Annotated in this window: 21 protein-coding genes; 16 read left to right on the top strand and 5 right to left on the bottom strand. The window is 36.8% G+C overall.

All coding sequences use genetic code 11. From position 1 onward, the window contains the following. Nucleotides 1–216 precede the first annotated feature (216 nt). From PGQ33_RS09815 to PGQ33_RS09795, 5 genes are all read left to right on the top strand, one after another. On the top strand, nt 217–891 hold the full coding sequence (locus PGQ33_RS09815; protein ID WP_270205660.1) for a response regulator transcription factor: 675 nt from the start codon (nt 217–219) through the stop codon (nt 889–891). After that, nucleotides 879–2,057 (top strand): sensor histidine kinase, encoded by a 1,179-nt coding sequence (locus tag PGQ33_RS09810; RefSeq protein ID WP_117688331.1) that lies wholly within the window; start codon nt 879–881, stop codon nt 2,055–2,057. Before PGQ33_RS09815 ends, PGQ33_RS09810 begins: the two co-directional genes overlap by 13 nt. A gap of 116 nt (nt 2,058–2,173) precedes the next feature. After that, the gene (locus tag PGQ33_RS09805) at nt 2,174–3,244 is read left to right on the top strand and encodes an ABC transporter permease subunit (protein WP_117688332.1); all 1,071 of its coding nucleotides are present in this window, start codon (nt 2,174–2,176) and stop codon (nt 3,242–3,244) included. After that, nucleotides 3,241–3,897, top strand: coding sequence for a hypothetical protein (locus PGQ33_RS09800; RefSeq protein ID WP_008705633.1), 657 nt, complete (start codon nt 3,241–3,243; stop codon nt 3,895–3,897). The genes PGQ33_RS09805 and PGQ33_RS09800 overlap by 4 nt, the downstream gene beginning before the upstream one ends. A gap of 3 nt (nt 3,898–3,900) precedes the next feature. After that, complete coding sequence (locus tag PGQ33_RS09795) at nt 3,901–4,773, top strand: ATP-binding cassette domain-containing protein (protein ID WP_005348496.1); 873 nt, start codon at nt 3,901–3,903, stop codon at nt 4,771–4,773. Nucleotides 4,774–4,810: 37 nt separating this feature from the next. On the opposite strand, the gene PGQ33_RS09790 is transcribed toward PGQ33_RS09795, so the two are convergent. Then, nucleotides 4,811–7,057, bottom strand: a complete 2,247-nt coding sequence (locus tag PGQ33_RS09790) for a tetratricopeptide repeat protein (RefSeq protein WP_270205658.1) — start codon at nt 7,055–7,057, stop codon at nt 4,811–4,813. Between the two features lie 250 nt (nt 7,058–7,307). Between PGQ33_RS09790 and PGQ33_RS09785 the strand changes: the two genes are divergently transcribed. Next, nucleotides 7,308–7,442, top strand: a complete 135-nt coding sequence (locus PGQ33_RS09785) for a hypothetical protein (RefSeq protein ID WP_005348500.1) — start codon at nt 7,308–7,310, stop codon at nt 7,440–7,442. 47 nt (nt 7,443–7,489) lie between these two features. Here PGQ33_RS09785 and PGQ33_RS09780 read toward each other — a convergent pair whose 3' ends face one another. Then, on the bottom strand, nt 7,490–8,098 hold the full coding sequence (locus tag PGQ33_RS09780) for a hypothetical protein (protein ID WP_005348504.1): 609 nt from the start codon (nt 8,096–8,098) through the stop codon (nt 7,490–7,492). Further along, complete coding sequence (locus tag PGQ33_RS09775) at nt 8,091–8,276, bottom strand: hypothetical protein (protein WP_014080774.1); 186 nt, start codon at nt 8,274–8,276, stop codon at nt 8,091–8,093. Before PGQ33_RS09775 ends, PGQ33_RS09780 begins: the two co-directional genes overlap by 8 nt. 337 nt (nt 8,277–8,613) lie before the next feature. Between PGQ33_RS09775 and PGQ33_RS09770 the strand changes: the two genes are divergently transcribed. The 7 genes from PGQ33_RS09770 (at nt 8,614) to PGQ33_RS09740 (ending at nt 13,136) form a co-directional block, all read left to right on the top strand. After that, a complete protein-coding gene (locus PGQ33_RS09770; RefSeq protein WP_270205657.1) occupies nt 8,614–10,302 on the top strand; it encodes a recombinase family protein in 1,689 nt (562 codons plus the stop codon). A gap of 238 nt (nt 10,303–10,540) precedes the next feature. Then, nucleotides 10,541–10,741 (top strand): helix-turn-helix domain-containing protein, encoded by a 201-nt coding sequence (locus PGQ33_RS09765; protein WP_117557952.1) that lies wholly within the window; start codon nt 10,541–10,543, stop codon nt 10,739–10,741. Beyond that, nucleotides 10,738–11,736, top strand: a complete 999-nt coding sequence (locus PGQ33_RS09760) for a ParB/RepB/Spo0J family partition protein (RefSeq protein ID WP_117557950.1) — start codon at nt 10,738–10,740, stop codon at nt 11,734–11,736. Before PGQ33_RS09765 ends, PGQ33_RS09760 begins: the two co-directional genes overlap by 4 nt. Beyond that, the gene (locus PGQ33_RS09755) at nt 11,717–12,136 is read left to right on the top strand and encodes a hypothetical protein (protein ID WP_117598315.1); all 420 of its coding nucleotides are present in this window, start codon (nt 11,717–11,719) and stop codon (nt 12,134–12,136) included. Before PGQ33_RS09760 ends, PGQ33_RS09755 begins: the two co-directional genes overlap by 20 nt. Before the next feature lie 2 nt (nt 12,137–12,138). Further along, entirely contained in the window at nt 12,139–12,435 is a 297-nt protein-coding gene (locus PGQ33_RS09750; protein WP_270205656.1) for a hypothetical protein, read from the top strand. Nucleotides 12,436–12,557: 122 nt separating this feature from the next. Further along, complete coding sequence (locus PGQ33_RS09745) at nt 12,558–12,818, top strand: DUF6809 family protein (protein ID WP_117598312.1); 261 nt, start codon at nt 12,558–12,560, stop codon at nt 12,816–12,818. Between the two features lie 63 nt (nt 12,819–12,881). Further along, entirely contained in the window at nt 12,882–13,136 is a 255-nt protein-coding gene (locus PGQ33_RS09740; RefSeq protein WP_118071690.1) for a hypothetical protein, read from the top strand. 55 nt (nt 13,137–13,191) lie between these two features. Here PGQ33_RS09740 and PGQ33_RS09735 read toward each other — a convergent pair whose 3' ends face one another. Further along, nucleotides 13,192–13,314 (bottom strand): hypothetical protein, encoded by a 123-nt coding sequence (locus tag PGQ33_RS09735; protein WP_255820990.1) that lies wholly within the window; start codon nt 13,312–13,314, stop codon nt 13,192–13,194. Between PGQ33_RS09735 and PGQ33_RS17020 the strand changes: the two genes are divergently transcribed. Continuing rightward, nucleotides 13,282–13,710 (top strand): DUF6040 family protein, encoded by a 429-nt coding sequence (locus tag PGQ33_RS17020; protein ID WP_242997051.1) that lies wholly within the window; start codon nt 13,282–13,284, stop codon nt 13,708–13,710. The genes PGQ33_RS09735 and PGQ33_RS17020 overlap by 33 nt on opposite strands. 168 nt (nt 13,711–13,878) lie before the next feature. Here PGQ33_RS17020 and PGQ33_RS09725 read toward each other — a convergent pair whose 3' ends face one another. Continuing rightward, nucleotides 13,879–14,742, bottom strand: coding sequence for a DegV family protein (locus PGQ33_RS09725; RefSeq protein ID WP_270205655.1), 864 nt, complete (start codon nt 14,740–14,742; stop codon nt 13,879–13,881). Between the two features lie 307 nt (nt 14,743–15,049). Here PGQ33_RS09725 and PGQ33_RS09720 point away from each other — a divergent pair, with 307 nt between their 5' ends. Both PGQ33_RS09720 and PGQ33_RS09715 read left to right on the top strand, forming a co-directional pair. Beyond that, nucleotides 15,050–15,589: a TetR/AcrR family transcriptional regulator gene (locus PGQ33_RS09720; RefSeq protein ID WP_270205654.1), complete on the top strand. Its 540-nt coding sequence runs from the start codon at nt 15,050–15,052 to the stop codon at nt 15,587–15,589. 21 nt (nt 15,590–15,610) lie between these two features. Next, nucleotides 15,611–16,237 (top strand): hypothetical protein, encoded by a 627-nt coding sequence (locus tag PGQ33_RS09715; RefSeq protein ID WP_270205653.1) that lies wholly within the window; start codon nt 15,611–15,613, stop codon nt 16,235–16,237. Nucleotides 16,238–16,249 lie beyond the last annotated feature (12 nt).

The raw sequence follows: 16,249 nt of genomic DNA, 5'->3' as shown, positions 1-16,249 counted from the left end.
AATACCTCCGTTTTCGTATTGATTGATTCAGCAGGTCGTACCGGTGTGGTACTGCTCTGCTGTGGGATAAGCATACGAAAATCGGAGGAAAAAGGCATTGAGGGGAAATTGAGCAGGAATTGAGAAAAAAGATATATTGTGCTTACGTTCTTCATGTACTCTTGTTGTGATTTCATTGTTTTTTATCGTATAATATGGATACTGGAGGTGGTTTGGATGAAATACAAGATTTTAGTTGTCGATGATGATAAAGAATTGGTGAAAATGCTTTGTAGTTATTTTAATATGAAACAATATGAAACCATTACGGCTACAGATGGAATGGAAGCATTAAATAAAATAAAAATGAAACCGGATATTATTTTGTTGGATATCAATATGCCACGCATGGATGGGATTGAAGTATGTCGTCTGATATGCAGTAAAGTGTTATGTCCAATTTTATTTCTGACAGCAAGAGTTGACGAAGATGATAAAATTAATGGGTTGCTTTCAGGTGGGGATGATTATATTACGAAACCATTTAGTCTTCGGGAGTTGGAAGCAAGGATTGTCACAAACATAAAGAGAGAAGAAAGGCATCAACAAAAAACGGAATACCGTTTCATGGATGAAATGCTGATTGATTATTCTGAAAAAATAGTAGCTATAGCTGGACACAGGATGGAGTTCACAAAAATTGAATATCAGATTATTGAATTCTTATCCATGCATCCAGGGCAGGTGTTTGATAAAGAACGTATATATGCACAAGTCTGTGGATATGATGCAGAAGGGGACAGTAGAACGATAACGGAATTAGTACGGCGTATAAGGAAAAAAATAGCGGATTATTCAGAAAAAGAATACATAGAAACTGTATGGGGGATTGGATACCGATGGAAAAAATAAGAAACTTGTCACTGAAAAAAACAATTCTGCTTTATTTTGTGATCAGCTTAACGGCAGCATTTCTGTTATCTGGATTTACAGTTCATTTTGCAGGAAATATGCAGAATAAAATATGGGAAAAATATATTGATTATGCAGATTATACGGACGTGTTTCAGCAATATGGAAAGAAATACGAGATTGAGATATCAAGACCTAATCAATCGCAGATGAATCGTTTGGACTATCATCTTTCGGAAATGTGTGACTTTATGGAAACATATTCGGTACTGATTTTTTCGATTGTTGGGAGTGTTGTTGCGGTATTCTTTTTTTATAAAAATAAGTTAAAGACACCTCTACAGGAACTAAAAGATGCCTCACAAATGATTGCAGATAATGAACTGGATTTTCATGTGTCCTATGAAAATAAAGATGAGATGGGAACTTTGTGTAAAGAATTTGAAATGATGCGAAGTGCTTTAGCAGATAATAACAGAAAGATGTGGCGAATGATTGATGACGAGAAGGCTTTGCGGAATGCAATTGCACATGATATACGTTCTCCACTTTCCATATTGCGAGGGTATCAGGAAATGCTCTTAGAGTTTGTTTCTTCTGAGAGTATAAAAACAGAGGATGTTATTGATATCTTACAAACAGGCATGTATCAGATTGACCGTATAGAGCATTTCACGGAAAACATGAGAAAAATGTCCCATTTAGAACAGAGGGAACTGCAATGCTCAGAGATAGAATTATCGGAACTGGCAAAAAAGATTGAGGCAGAAGCTGCCATGCTGTCCAAGAAGGAAAGTAAATTATGTAAGGTAGAAAGAGTGCAGGAACAAAACATTGTGAAAGTGGATGAGGAACTTGTCATGGAAGTGACAGACAACTTACTGGAAAATGCGGTTCGATATGCACAAAAAAGTATTGCTTTGCAGATAAAGAAAAAGGATGGTTTTCTTATAATTTCTGTTGAAGATGATGGAATAGGGTTTGTGGATACTGAGGAAAAAGTAACAGAACCATTTTATCATAAGAATCCACAAGATGATTTAAAGCATTTTGGCCTTGGTATGTATATTTCTCGTATTTTCTGTGAAAAGCATGGAGGAAATTTGAAAATATATAATGCCAGACAAGGCGGTGCTCATGTAGAAGCTCTTTTCAAAGCTGAATAAAAATACTTTATAAGGCTGAAATCACAAATAAAGTGGTTTTAGTCTTTTTTGTTGTGAATTTATTGAGAATTGATTTGTATGATGTTGTTAAAGAAATAAAGAAAGGAAGAGATACAATGAAAACAATCATAAAAAGAAGTATACTTGATTATTTAAAGAACCCTGTTTTGTGGATTGGCTTGATTATTATAGTTGCCAGTATGTATCAATGTCTGTCATCGTATTTGCAAATTCATTATATCAAACCGAATGAAAAGATCACACAAAATGACGTAGCATTGGAAGATGCTGATGTCATGGATGGGTACATTCCCACATCTGATGATAAAGAAAGAAGAAGGGAGTGGGAAGATACGATCAAAGAGACGTTAATGGACACCTCCAAAAATGGTTTTGGATTTAGCAGGCAGGAAGCAGATCATGTAATGAAAGAAATTCAGAATATGGATGTAAAGACTGCTTCTGAGTTTTTGGAATCCCAATATGGCTATTATAATGCAATATATGCTTATGATGACCTTGAAATTCATAAGGGGACAGCAGAAGAAATCAATCATTATATCGAGCGGAAATTATCCGAACATTCTTTTTCCTGGTACTTTGCCAAAAAATTTACGGATTTTGCAGGATTGCATATGGCTTTTTTTGCAACAGTCTTGCTATCATTTTTATTTATTCAGGATACACGAAAAAGTACCTATGAATTATTACATACAAAGCCTGTTACGGCAGTCCAATATATATGTGGGAAAGTAATAAGCGGATTCATTAGTATGCTGGGAGTATTAGTGATTTTGAATGTTATATTCTTTATGCTGTGTTTGAAAACGTCTTTAGAATCGGGCTTTCCAGTAACACCAATTGATTTTTGCGTGAATTCTCTGATCTATATTATTCCGAATCTTTTGATGATATGTTGTGTCTATACAATTACAGCAGTAATATTTAAAAATCCGCTTCCGGCAGCACCAATCTTGTTTTTACACATTATATATTCAAATATGCTGACCATGAAGAATGATATTTATTATATGAGACCGTTCTCTATTATGGTGCGATTCCCTGGCAGATTTTTTGAAACACATGTAGCCAAAATGTCAAACATAAATCAGATTATTCTTGTAATTTCATCAGTTATATTAGTATGTATTTCTGTTACAATCTGGAAAAGGAGGAGGGTTCATTGAAAACGGAACTAAAAAACTGCCTGTCGTTATATAAGATTTTTTATTCATGTGCATTTATACTGATATTGTGTGCTATTCATCCGATTATATACTATGAAGAAATCGGTTCAGCGATTCAGTCGCCAATAGCATTTTTAACAATTATTTTTTGTAGTGACACATATTTGATGGAAGTAAAAAGTAAGCGTGCCGATGTATTTCATTTGTATGATCAAAAAAAGCAGTTAAAAGTAATATCGCAGAGAGTGGGCGTTCAAATATTATATTTATTAATACTTTCCTGTGTTGGATATGTTTTGTTTTTCTGGCAAAAACCGGGCAGTGTAAACGAAGGCATTTCGGGTATTCAGATATTTCTTTTATATTTCATTGCAATGTTTGGAACTATCTGGCTTTGGAGTATATGCTCTGTGATTTTGTGTACATTGCTTCGAAATATGTGGGCAGGTATTGGATGTTTATTTGGAATTGTCATTGGACTTATATCAAAAGCGGGAAGTTCATTTTTCGGAAATCTGGGATTGTTTTCTTTCAGCTTTTGTGAACCTACTCAATTAATGTCCGAGAGTTGGATTTATGGAACGCTTGTGTCTTTTATAGCGGGGCTGTTTTTATTTGCAGTATTACCAATGACTTTAAAGAAAAGAGGATAGATTATGAGTATTAGAATAAATGATTTAACAGTTAGATTTAAAAATGGTGTAGTTGCAGTAAATAAGGCATCTCTTGAAATACCTAAGGGAATTTACGGACTTTTGGGTGAGAATGGTGCCGGAAAAACCACTTTGATGAGGGTTCTTACAACTGTTTTAAAACAAACGGAAGGAATGGTTTCCCTTGATGGAATTCTGTATAACGAGGGAAATTATGAGAAAATACAGAAAAAGATTGGTTATCTTCCACAGGAAATCGACTTATATCCGAATCTTACGGTGAAAGAATGTCTTGTATATATGGGGGGACTGTCAGGAGTAGCCAGAAATGACCTCGAACAAAGAATTACCTATTATCTGGAAAAGACTTCTCTTACAGAGCATCAGAATAAAAAAATGCGGCAATTATCTGGTGGTATGAAGAGACGTGTCGGACTCATACAGGCACTTCTTAATAATCCGGATTTTTTGATTATTGATGAACCTACCACCGGGTTAGATCCGGAAGAAAGAATCAGGATCCGCAATCTTTTGGTTGATTTTTCAAAGGATAGAACTGTGCTGTTTTCCACTCATGTAGTAGAAGATTTAGCAGCAACCTGTACACAGCTTGCCATTATGAAAAAGGGAAGTTTTTTATATTCTGGAAGCGTGAGTGGGTTGCTGGAAAATGCAAAGGGCTGTGTTTGGAATTGTACGGTACAAAATGCAGAAGAAGCCCGTTTGTTAGAAGCCAATTATTCTATATCATCTAAGCAGTATGTAGAAAATGGAATTCATATGAAAGTATTAAGCAAAGGAAAGCCAAATGAGAATTGTGTCCTGGATAATGATATCACTTTGGAAGATGCATATATTTATTTGACGAATAGTTGAATATAACGGCGGGCAAGTTGCCCGCCGTAAATTATGCTTATTTTGTTAAAAGACCGGATAGATTTTTTCCAATGCAAAATCCAATCTGTGGATATAACTCCTGAATTTCCTGATATTTTGCTTCAATCATTTCTGGTTCATCAGCCCAGATCTTTTCATATATTTTGAAAGCTCTTTTAAAATGTGTTTTGGCTTGCGGAAGATTGGCAGTCATCAGATAAATGGTTCCAAGGGTTTCCTGTACTTTGGCATAATCCAGACAGTCATCGGAATGGTATTCCTTGATGATGCCGGATAATTTTTGCAATTCAGAGATGCCTCTTTCGGGTTCCTGCTGTTCTGTCAGGAACATTGCATAATTGGCAATCTGAGGTATGCTGTCATTTATATGAAGCAGGTTAAATTGGTCAAGCAGTGAGATACTTTTTTCCATGTGTTCTCTTGCAAGATCGGGATGACCGTTCATGCGGTAAAGTCCACCGAGATTGGCATGAAGGTTGGAAACAAGGCGAGCATTGTCAGCAGTGATATTTTCTATCTGGGCAAGTGCATCCTTTTCCAGTTTTATTGCTTTTTCTGGCTTGATTTCAAGAGTAGCCTGAAAATCCAGTAACAATGCCTGGTCAGAATCGGTGCCAATGTCTTTAGGCTTCAAAAAATTTTTTAATTCCTGAATGATTTCTTTCATACCTTTCTGGTAATTATAATTATCCATATATGGAAAAACATTTTCCAGAAAAAGTAGATATTTTGGTATATCATCTTTTTCAATCAATTCTATGATGTTTCCTGCTGTCTGAAACAGCTTCTTGTAATAATCGACTTCAATTCCATGCATTAAACATATTTTCTGTAAAGAATCCAGTAATATGTGACAGCTACTTACAGATGGTTTTGTCTCTGAAAGGGCAATTTCCTTAATCATAGGATGCAGGGAGATTGTGTGACGTGTAGTTGTCTGCACAAAACCAGTTTCAATCAAGTCGTTAATTTCATTTAAGGTAGGCAGTTCCAGCCATTTGGCGAATATGCGGGCAGAAATACCAGTGTAAGGAAGAAAACACAAATTGCACATGATATCCTGCTGTTTTCGGGATAAAGCATATAGTGAAAATAGAGTATGGATATGACTATAATAAGTGGCTTTACTGCTTTGACCATCCTTGATTATCTTAATTTTATCTTCGTTATCGAGAGATGCTCTTTCTTCCTGAAGTTTTGCTAATAACTGACCTGGAGTTGAAATTCCATTTTCCAAAAGTTTTGCAGCCAGTTCTACAGCAAAAGTATGATAGTGTACGGTCTCTATGATTTTTTCGACGGTCGAACGATACTTGTCTGCTTCTGAATAAAATGCAGATGTCAGTTGGAAAAGAATGTTTATATCCTTTATTTCTTTTAATTGAAAAGTACAGTATTCATTCAGATTACTTCTGGTCGTAAATAAAATCTGACAGCGGTATTTTAATACTACTGACAGAAAACTGTCCTGTGTAGCTGTGACATTAAAATTATCTATGATAAGCAGAGTATCGGATTTCAGGGAACGCAGAAAACGGTTATGTCTTTGAAACCGTTCCTGTTCGCTGATTTCTGGTGGATCATCAATAAAATCCATGTCAGTAATGTCCTGATGAAGATCACCTGTATATTCTACATATAGAATGTTAGTGTAATGCTTTTTGTAATGTTTTGCGTAGGCTTTGGCAAGTTCGCTTTTACCAATACCGGCAATTCCGCAAAGAAAAACATGACGGTTTTCCTCAAGCATGGTATATAATTCTTCTAGTTCTTTATCTCTTCCGATAAAATGACGGCATGGTTTCGGAACCTCACTGTCCATAATATAATCCAGCACAATGGGTGACAGGGCACCTCCGGCAATTAATTTTTGATTTTTAGTATCACGTTTGATAAATTGTCGCTCCATGCCAAAAGAAATCAGCTTTGCAAGAAAAAGCAGACGTGAGCTGGCTGGTTTGTACAGAGAAGCCAGATTTTTCTTTTTGGCATCGGAGATGGTGTCATCTTGTATAAATAATGTGTATATATCCTGCATAGCCATATTGCAGTCAGACATCAATGGAAGCAGATTCTGGTGAATGGTTTCTGCCAGTTTTTTCTGATTACTGGGTTTGGAATAGTAGGCAGATATTTTGGGACTGATCTTTGCTTGACCGGTCAGCCAACGACAAACCAGACCATTATCCATAGAAAAATCCTGATTTGCCGGATCATCCATAAAATCTTCAAATAATTCGTATAAAAAATCAGGCTGACTCATTTGATTACTTTCGCTGATATGATTTTTTAAGCAAGTGCTAATAGAAGAAAAATCGCATCGATTCAATAGAAATTCCCCTTTCGTAGTTAAGATTAAGTATATCTATCATAATACGAACATATATTCGATTCAAGAAAATGCGGATATTTTTAAATTGATTGTGTCAATTTACAATCAATTTCTATTCAATGTGGTTTTCCGGCAGGTTCTGTAAAATAAGCTCAGATCAAAACAATAACGGGAGGAGCTTATGCAACAGAATATTGAATTTGAGCGGTGCATTGATTTTCTGGTACGGATGATTGATAAGTACGGCGCTGAAGTCCTCCGGGAGTTGGAGGAAGAAAAACAGAATAAGGAAGAAAAAGAAGCGGCAGTTTCCTGAAATACAAAATGTAAATCAGACTGTCGCTTTTTTCATGCATTTTTAAATCAAATAAATTTTAAAAGCTGATGCAGAGTGTGTGGCTCATTATTCTGAGAAGCGGTAATACGCGTATCAAATGGCTTGAAATGATTCTGCGTATAAAAGCTCAGAAGAAATTCATTATCTTCGCATTCAAGAAACTCCATAACGCCACCTACGGAATATTTGAGACTGGATATGGTTTCCAGTGCAAATCCCAGTAGAATATTTCCAGGAATTCGTTTTTCCTTTGGAAGAGAATAGTTCTTTCCCAACTGGGCGATCAAGTAAGCTGCGGTAGTATAGGATTGTGTTTCTTCATCCAAAATACTGACACGGGACAGTTTTTTTGCCATTGTCTTGCTGATATTTGAAGCACGGACAGAGATTGGTTTTATTGTAAGTGAAAAATAACCAACCAGTGAAGCATCTTCAGCATCAAATACCAGATAAGTGATAGATTGATCTTTTTTGGTAAACTCAATCGCATTATGTAATAAAAAGTATTCCACATCGGGATTTTTGGGACAAGAAAAATCGGAGAGTAAGTCGTAAAGACTTTCCTCTCCGATATATGTCGGTTCGTCTTTATCCAAATATGCCCGAATATTAACGGTAAAATATTTATCAGACATGTTTTTTCTTCCTTTTTGACATTAAAGCTAAGATTTCCTGTGGGTTCGTTAACTGACGTCCGGGAAGTGTCTGCTTTGGTGTGCGGTCACGGTCGGCTTCGTCAATTGCTGCGACAAAACGCTTTACGCTATTTGGATTGGATACGACAAAATTATGAGTAATACTTGAAGTAGCCATACTAACACCTCCTCTTTTTTGGCTTTTTTGTGTATTTATAGTATATGCAATGTGTGATAAAAACACAATATCAAAAACAGAAATTATTTCTAAATAATTTTCAAGCCGGACATTTATTAGACGCTTCCGGTAAGCGAACAATATTTTCGAGCCAATCATTTATAAGTCGCCAATGGTGGGCGGGCAATATTTTGATAACAGAAATGCTCTGTATCTAACTTAATTATACGATTGGCGAAGAAATGCGTCAATACGGAAAATAAGTATTGAAAATAGTTGGAACAAGTACTAAAATAAGGTTGGGACAATAAAACAGAGTTATACTGCGAGGAAGATTATGAAGAATAAAAAGATTAAATGCGATATATATACCAGAGTATCCACAACCATGCAGGTAGATGGCTACAGTCTGGATGCTCAGAAAGAAAAACTCAAGAGATATGCGGAATTTCAGAATATGGAAATCGTAAATGAGTATTCAGATGAAGGTAAGTCTGGAAAGAGCGTAGAGGGCAGACCGGAATTTCAGAGAATGTTGGATAATATTGAGAATGGAACAGATGAGGTACAGTTTGTACTGGTGTTCAAGCTTTCCAGATTCGGTCGTAATGCAGCAGATGTATTAAACTCTTTGCAGAGGATGCAGGATTTTGGAGTGAATCTGATCTGTGTAGAAGATGGAATTGACAGCTCAAAAGATAGTGGAAAGCTGATGATTTCTGTTCTGTCTGCGGTGGCAGAGATTGAACGGGAGAATATCCTTGTTCAGACAATGGAAGGACGTAAGCAGAAAGCCAGGGAAGGAAAATGGAACGGAGGATTCGCTCCATATGGTTATGAATTGGTAAATGGAGAATTACAGATTGCAGAGGACGAAGCGGAGATTATTCGTTTGATTTATGACAAATTTATTCATACTAATATGGGAATCTCTGCGATTGCTGCATGGCTGAACCAGCATGGATATAAAAAGAAAAAACGACAGAATAATACATTGGACGCATTTGCCTCTTCCTTTATAAAAGGTGTTCTGGATAATCCGGTATACTGTGGAAAGTTGGCTTATGGACAAAGGAAGAACGAGAAAGTTTCTGGAACAAGAAATGAATATCGCATTGTAAAACAGGAAAATTATATGCTGCATGATGGTATCCACGAAGGGATTATTTCAGAAACAGATTGGGAGCTGGCACATCAAAAACGGGAAAAAACAGGTGTGAAATATGAAAAGACGCATAGTCTGGATCATGAGCATATCTTATCTGGAATATTGAGATGTCCGTTATGTGGAAGCGGTATGTATGGGAACGTGAACCGAAAGAAAAAGAAAGACGGAACCTTATATAAAGATTATTTCTATTATGCCTGTAAACATCGTCGTCTGGTAGACGGTCATAAATGTGGATATCGTAAACAATGGAGTGAGGAGAAGATTAACAATGCAGTGGAAGAAGTTATTCGGAAGCTGGTGAAGAATCCTAAATTTGAAGAAGCAATTCTGAATAAAATTGGTTCAAGAATAGATACAGAAGAAATAGAAAAAGAGATTGACGGATTGGAAAAGCAGCACAGGCAGTTGACCGGAGCAAAAGCAAGACTTGGACAGCAGATGGACAGTCTGGATATTATGGATAAATTTTATGAGAAGAAATATCAGGATATGGAGACAAGGTTATACCGTTTGTATGATGAGATTGAAGGCGTGGAGAACAGTATAGAGGAAGTAAAGAATCGCCTGTTGAATATTCGGCAACAGAAAATATCAGAAGAAAACGTCTATCAATTTCTTTTATATTTTGATAAACTATATGATAAGTTCACCGACCTGGAGAAGAAAGAATTTCTTAACAGCTTTGTGGAACAGGTAGACATTTACGAGCAGGAGCAGCCAGATGGCAGATTCCTGAAGCACATAAAGTTCCGTTTTCCGGTGTATTTTGGAGACAGGGAGACACAGGAACTTTGTTGGGACAACGAAAGTACCGTTGAGACGGTCTGTTTACTCTCGAGAAAAGCCCCAGTTTAAGTGGGTTTCCGGCGATTATCGCAGGATATGAACCTGTGTTTTTAGCGAAAAATTATGAGAATATAGAATTTCCCCACAAGGGGTGTAAGTAAAATCCGCGGACAACTGCTTGTGCACCGAAACTTTATCGGCATAAAGCGTGTCCGCGGATTTTACCATTTGTACAAGATATTCCATTGAAAGTGTTCCTCTAAAGGATTATAATAAATATGTTGTCATTGTAATATGGAGGAAGTATATGGAACTTTTAACAACAACCGAAATGGCAAAAAAGTGGGGGCTCTCCAGACGAAGAGTAACAACATACTGTACAAATGGGCGGATCGAAGGAGCGATTATGAAGGGAAATACATGGCTAATACCTGATAATGCGATAAAGCCTGAAGATCCCAGGCGTACAAGAAAAAATAGTGATGAGATAGAGGAGGGCGCTAAATGAGTTCATATACTGAGATTGATACAGCTTTATTAGATTTGGATTTTACAAATCCGCGTATACAAAATTATTTACAAAACTATCCGGAAGAAAGCAGATCAGGAGAATTACTTGCTATGCTGCTAGGAACTGGAACTGACAGTTGTGCAAGTTTAAAGGAGTCTATCAAGGAGCATGGTGGAATCATTAATCCAATTATTGTAAATCACTTTCCGGATGGCAGATACGTAGTTATCGAGGGTAACACTCGTCTGCAAATATATAGAGATTTTATTAGGGACAATGTGCCAGGAAATTGGAATAAAATCAGGGCTATCATCTATGAGAATCTCGAAAATAATGAAATGCACTCAATTCGGTTACAGGCACATTTGGTTGGACCAAGAGATTGGGATGCTTATGCCAAGGCGAAATATTTAACCTTTCTTTCGGACGAAGAGAAAATGCCTATGAAAGAACTTTTGGCGTATTGTGGTGGATCCTCAAAAGCATCAGAAATTCGCTACATGATTCAAGCATATAAAGATATGAGAGATATATATGCTCCACTATGTGAGGATGACACACAGTTCGATCAAAAGAAATTTTCCGGCTTTGTTGAATTACAAAAAAAGAATGTTGTGGAAAGTCTTCAGTTACATGGATATGACAAAACTGATTTTGCACAATGGATGGTAGATGAAAAATTCTCTCGATTAGAAGACGTGAGACGATTACCACAGATTCTGAATAGTAAAAGAGCAAGGCAGGCTTTTTTAAAGCATGACACGGCTGCGGCTAAGAAAATTTTAGAAGCTGAGGATATCACACCGGATTCTCTGAAAAATGTTACCTACGAGATGTTGGCCAATGAACTTTCAAAGAGAATGTTTGACATTACACATGTGGAGGTCCTTAAGCTAAAAACAGATGCTGAGTATGAGGAAAAATTAAACGCACTACGAAAAGTAGTTGAGACAGTGCAGAGCATAGTCTTAGATGAAATTGATGGTAACTGATATGGGAGAATCAAATAAGCATAAGGTTTTAGTTGAATACGCCTTAAGATTTATTAAAGATAGCGTTGGGGAGGAGTTGAGTTATTTTATCGAAACCGATATTAATGATGGACGACCGCTTCCTCAATTGACAATGGAAGGATACAGACCAGACGTATTTTTTGAATACAACGGTGTTATGTTTATAGGAGAGGCAAAAACAAGTGATGACATTTTGAGAGAACATAGTATAAATCAATATTACTCATACTTGAAAAAATGTTCATTAAACCAGGGACATGCAACATTTGTTTTGGCAGTTCCTCTTGAAGACCGGGCCAGGGCAAATAATATTCTTGGAAAAATCAAGAAAGAAATACCTGGGGATTATGAAGTAAAAGCGATTGGAATGATTGTATAGTTATGAAAAGTAACAAGTTAAAACGAGAGCCTAAATATATAGCCAAATTTAAGGCTTTTCCGTATCAGCAAGAAGCTGTAGATGCGGTGAAAGATTTAGAATATGCTGCGATTTTTCATGAGCAGGGATTGGGTAAAACTAAAATTGCCATTGATGTGCTTTTATATTGGCTGTCAGAGTGTTCGATGGATACAGTCGACCAGAAGCAGACGCTAGAGCATGTTTTTGATGCATTGTATGCAAAATATACTAATGCCAAAGCTAATGATATTATCCAGACAATAATCGATTCGTTTTAATTCTAAAATTGACAAAAGAACATATGTTTGACCTAATAACATTAGGTTCGCTACCTAGGGTTTTTTATATTTTGTTAAACAGGCCGATCAATATTTATCCCGGTATTGGAGGTGTGATTGACATGGAATTGGAAGAATGCATCAAAGATAATTTTGATGAGTCACTTCGTGTGTATATTCAGTCTCAAGAATATACCCGACTTAAGCAGCAGGAAGATAGGCTGTTATCATATTTGCAAGCAGGGTTAAGTGATATGCAGAAGCAGCAACTTGGAGCATACATGGACGCAACTACGGAAGTACATAGTGCATTAGCGTCTCAGGATTACGTGAATGGAGTTGTTGATGGTATCGCTTTACGAGAGAAGGTAACAGCAAAATAGGTTGTAAGGATGACCAGCTTTGATTTCCCTTTGAGCTGGCCTTTTCTTTTGTAGGAGGCATTTATGGCAGCAGGATATAAAGCAGGCGATAAAGCCTATATTGTAGAAAGTAATAGGATAGTCCGGGAGTGTACGGTGGTGCGCCCGGCTGGAAATTTGATTATTATAAGATTTGAAAATGGCGGTGGAATCCAGGTAAACAAGAATAGGTTGTTTGCCACAAAAGAAGCTGCAGAGGAGAGCATATCAAAGGCCGAGCCAAAGCCGGTGGTAGCACAGCAGCGAGGGTATCGTTCACCTTATGATTATTGGCATTAAAATAAGCTAGTGAATTCCAGTTTGGTTTTCACTAGCTTTCTGCCTTTTTTGTATTCTATTTTTCATAGGCTTCTTCTCTGGAATAGCCTCGTTCAATACCAGCATCGTAAGATGCCTCGGCAAGACAGGCATATTCATCTGATAAATGATTGAGGAGACGGGTAAAGTATGCCTTCATGTGGTCCGGCAACTGCTCAATTTCTTCAAAATTCCATATATATGGTATGTGCGATTTTGTGACTGGCTGGTATATCCGACTTATGATAACGGATTCAATCAGAAAATAGCATATACAGGAAAAGAGGCATGGATTAACAGAATTCTGGCAATCGTAGCTGTACTTTTTATATTGGCAATTATGATAGTGATAATCGTGGAAGTAATAAAACGATACAAAAGAATGTGGGATGAAATTTCGCAAATGTTTTTAGTTGGAAGTCTTTCTGGGATAGCAGTACTTGGAGATATAATCAGAGGATATTTGCCTGTGAATTTGATATTGTTATTTGGATTTATCAATGTAGGAATCATGCTGCTACGAGTATATCTTCAAAAGAAATTTGATTATCTGTAAAATGAAATAAGGTGAAAAGGGGAAATCGGCTAATGCCGATTTCTACCTTATCTTTACCGAGGAAAAAAAGTGTGATTGTATTAGGCCCGACATGACTTCCGGTGCAGAAACCATAGGAAGTGTTGATAAAATCTTGTATTTTGATTTTTTATGTATTTGATTTGTTTTTTATCTGAAACTGATACCAATACCTACTGCACCGGGACCAGTATGAACACTGATACTGGCAGAAAGCGGACTGTAAAAAACGTCAGCTTCCGGAAATTTATTGTGGAGCAGAGTCAGCCATTCTTTCTGCTGTGTAGTTGTAAGTCCGGCACCGGCGGCTCCAATATGCAATTTCGACATATCTTGATGGACAAATCTTTTTTCAAGATCAGACTGAATTGCAAGAATCATTTTTTCTTCAGCTCTTTTCATAGAACCACGTGCTTTGGCATAAGAATCCAGCTTTTCGCCCTGGATTGTTAAAATCGGTTTTATGGATAGTACTGTTCCAATCAGAGCTGCCGCAGGGGTGATACGTCCTCCCTTTTTCAGGTATTCTAATGTATTTACAGTAATATAGATGCTTGAATTATAGGCATCAGATTCTAAGGCTGCTTTTATTTCCTTTGCAGAAGCTCCATTCAGGGACATTTCTCTTGCATGGAGCACTGATTCGTACATGGTAACGGAAATTCGATGATTATCAACAACTTCAATTTTTCCCTCATAATCCAGTGAATATCCTGTAGCAGCAGCACAAGAATTGGACAGACCACTTGACATTGGAATGTATACAAGCTCATCATATCCTTCGTCTAAGATTTGACTCCATAAATCCATTACATCACCAGGGGAGGGTTGAGAAGTGGTAATGTGTTTGCTGCTGGAAAGCGCATGGAAAAATTCGGCTTCTGTGATAGTGTCATTTTCATAAAAAGTTGTTTCATCAATAATTATAGGCATATGTATAACATATATTCCAAGTTTTTCGGCGATATTTTTAGTAATACCACTGTTTGTGTCAGTCATGATGGCTGTTTTCATAGTGCTTTTCTCCTGATTATTAAAAATACTGTAACTGTTCAGAGCCAGCCTCCAAAATGCTACGCATTTCGTCGGTGTGGCGTATCCGCCAAATAAAATTTCAAAAACAGTTTTAAAAATGCAAGCATTTTATACCTGTTTTTTGAAATTTTGCTTGGCTCTGAACAGTTACAAAATACTAATAGTAAAATATTGGATTGTAAAAAAGAATAAAATACCTTATAATGATGTTACAGATTGTAACATTAAAAGAGAAACATTTCAATATCTACAAGAGAAATATTTCATCAGGAATGGAGTTATAGCGATGAAGAAAAGAATAAGTCAGACCAATATTCAGGTAAAACAGGATATGTACAAAGCACTGCTGCGGCTGATGGGAGATAAAGCATTTTCTTCCATTTCTGTTTCAGATATCACTTCAGAGGCGAATGTTTCCAGAATGTCGTTTTATAGAAATTATAATGCGATAGAGGATATCCTGACGGAACATTTAGTTGAGGTGGTGGAAGAATATAGAGCAAAAGAATCCGATACAGAAAGCAAAACGGTATTCTATGAGAAAAAATATATGCTGCGCTGCTTCAGATTCTTCTATTTGCATCGTGAATTTATAGACGCTCTGATTACAGCCGGAATGGGGGATTTATTTTTAGCAAAAATTACAGAGTATCTTATCCAGAAATGGATTGATGTAGAAAAAGGAACAAGAGAAGAAAATCTGAGAATCAGTGCGTTTGCCGGTGCTATTTATAATATGTATCGGGAATGGAGTAAGGGGGATTTTCTTGAATTGCCAGAGGATGTTGCAACAATTTTATATGATTTAAGAAAACAGACGGGCTAAACCCAGAATAGAGGCGATTATATGTTTAAGAAACTGATATTGGTGCAAGGCATCTTGCTTGCTTTCCAGACACTGCTATATTTTGGAAGCGAGTTTTTTCAGAGTAAGATTCACAACGTAAAACGTTCGGTGGATGATAAGATTCCTTTTCTTCCATGGACGGTGTTACCTTACTGTTTCTGGTTTCCAATGATTGCTTTTTATCCGCTGATAGTTTTCCGAACTGATCCATGTTCTTATTGTGGTTATCTGATGACTATGGTAATGGAAATCGTACTCAGTGTGGTGTGCTATTTGATCTATCCGACTTCTTTTCAGAGACCGGCGCCTCCAGATGGGTTCTGGGGAAACTTTATGAAATTCGTCTATCATGGCAGCTACAGAGGGCTGAATTGTGCACCAAGTCTGCATTGTTCTAGTTGTTTCCTTGTAATCTGTGTTTCCTTCACATGTGCTGGAATGAGTCTTTGGGTCAGAGTATTTACAGTTTCAATTGCCATTATGATTGTGTTGTCAACTCTTACAACAAAACAGCACACATTAATTGATGTGCTGACGGCAGTTCCGCTTTTTCTGATAAGCAGGATTTTAGGAATTTTGTTAACAATCCGGTATTTTACACCGATATTGACATTTGTTGGAAAATAAAAAAGAAAAAGG

The sequence above is a fragment of the Coprococcus sp. AM100_B19A genome (genome assembly GCF_027662015.1).
GTDB classification, from domain to species: Bacteria; Bacillota; Clostridia; order Lachnospirales; family Lachnospiraceae; genus Allocoprococcus; species Allocoprococcus comes.
This window is presented reverse-complemented; position numbering and strand designations above follow the sequence as displayed.

What these genes read in the sequence shown, in the direction of transcription:
- PGQ33_RS09720 (WP_270205654.1), top strand. Translation starts at nt 15,050, where the DNA reads ATGAAGAAAAGAATAAGTCAGACCAATATTCAGGTAAAACAGGATATG.
- PGQ33_RS09810 (WP_117688331.1), top strand. Translation starts at nt 879, where the DNA reads ATGGAAAAAATAAGAAACTTGTCACTGAAAAAAACAATTCTGCTTTAT.
- PGQ33_RS09765 (WP_117557952.1), top strand. Translation starts at nt 10,541, where the DNA reads ATGGAACTTTTAACAACAACCGAAATGGCAAAAAAGTGGGGGCTCTCC.
- PGQ33_RS09750 (WP_270205656.1), top strand. Translation starts at nt 12,139, where the DNA reads ATGAAAAGTAACAAGTTAAAACGAGAGCCTAAATATATAGCCAAATTT.
- PGQ33_RS17020 (WP_242997051.1), top strand. Translation starts at nt 13,282, where the DNA reads ATGATTGAGGAGACGGGTAAAGTATGCCTTCATGTGGTCCGGCAACTG.
- PGQ33_RS09745 (WP_117598312.1), top strand. Translation starts at nt 12,558, where the DNA reads ATGGAATTGGAAGAATGCATCAAAGATAATTTTGATGAGTCACTTCGT.
- PGQ33_RS09735 (WP_255820990.1), bottom strand. Translation starts at nt 13,314, where the DNA reads ATGAAGGCATACTTTACCCGTCTCCTCAATCATTTATCAGATGAATAT.
- PGQ33_RS09715 (WP_270205653.1), top strand. Translation starts at nt 15,611, where the DNA reads ATGTTTAAGAAACTGATATTGGTGCAAGGCATCTTGCTTGCTTTCCAG.
- PGQ33_RS09725 (WP_270205655.1), bottom strand. Translation starts at nt 14,742, where the DNA reads ATGAAAACAGCCATCATGACTGACACAAACAGTGGTATTACTAAAAAT.
- PGQ33_RS09815 (WP_270205660.1), top strand. Translation starts at nt 217, where the DNA reads ATGAAATACAAGATTTTAGTTGTCGATGATGATAAAGAATTGGTGAAA.
- PGQ33_RS09785 (WP_005348500.1), top strand. Translation starts at nt 7,308, where the DNA reads ATGCAACAGAATATTGAATTTGAGCGGTGCATTGATTTTCTGGTACGG.
- PGQ33_RS09780 (WP_005348504.1), bottom strand. Translation starts at nt 8,098, where the DNA reads ATGTCTGATAAATATTTTACCGTTAATATTCGGGCATATTTGGATAAA.
- PGQ33_RS09755 (WP_117598315.1), top strand. Translation starts at nt 11,717, where the DNA reads ATGAAATTGATGGTAACTGATATGGGAGAATCAAATAAGCATAAGGTT.
- PGQ33_RS09760 (WP_117557950.1), top strand. Translation starts at nt 10,738, where the DNA reads ATGAGTTCATATACTGAGATTGATACAGCTTTATTAGATTTGGATTTT.
- PGQ33_RS09740 (WP_118071690.1), top strand. Translation starts at nt 12,882, where the DNA reads ATGGCAGCAGGATATAAAGCAGGCGATAAAGCCTATATTGTAGAAAGT.
- PGQ33_RS09770 (WP_270205657.1), top strand. Translation starts at nt 8,614, where the DNA reads ATGAAGAATAAAAAGATTAAATGCGATATATATACCAGAGTATCCACA.
- PGQ33_RS09805 (WP_117688332.1), top strand. Translation starts at nt 2,174, where the DNA reads ATGAAAACAATCATAAAAAGAAGTATACTTGATTATTTAAAGAACCCT.
- PGQ33_RS09790 (WP_270205658.1), bottom strand. Translation starts at nt 7,057, where the DNA reads ATGAGTCAGCCTGATTTTTTATACGAATTATTTGAAGATTTTATGGAT.
- PGQ33_RS09775 (WP_014080774.1), bottom strand. Translation starts at nt 8,276, where the DNA reads ATGGCTACTTCAAGTATTACTCATAATTTTGTCGTATCCAATCCAAAT.
- PGQ33_RS09795 (WP_005348496.1), top strand. Translation starts at nt 3,901, where the DNA reads ATGAGTATTAGAATAAATGATTTAACAGTTAGATTTAAAAATGGTGTA.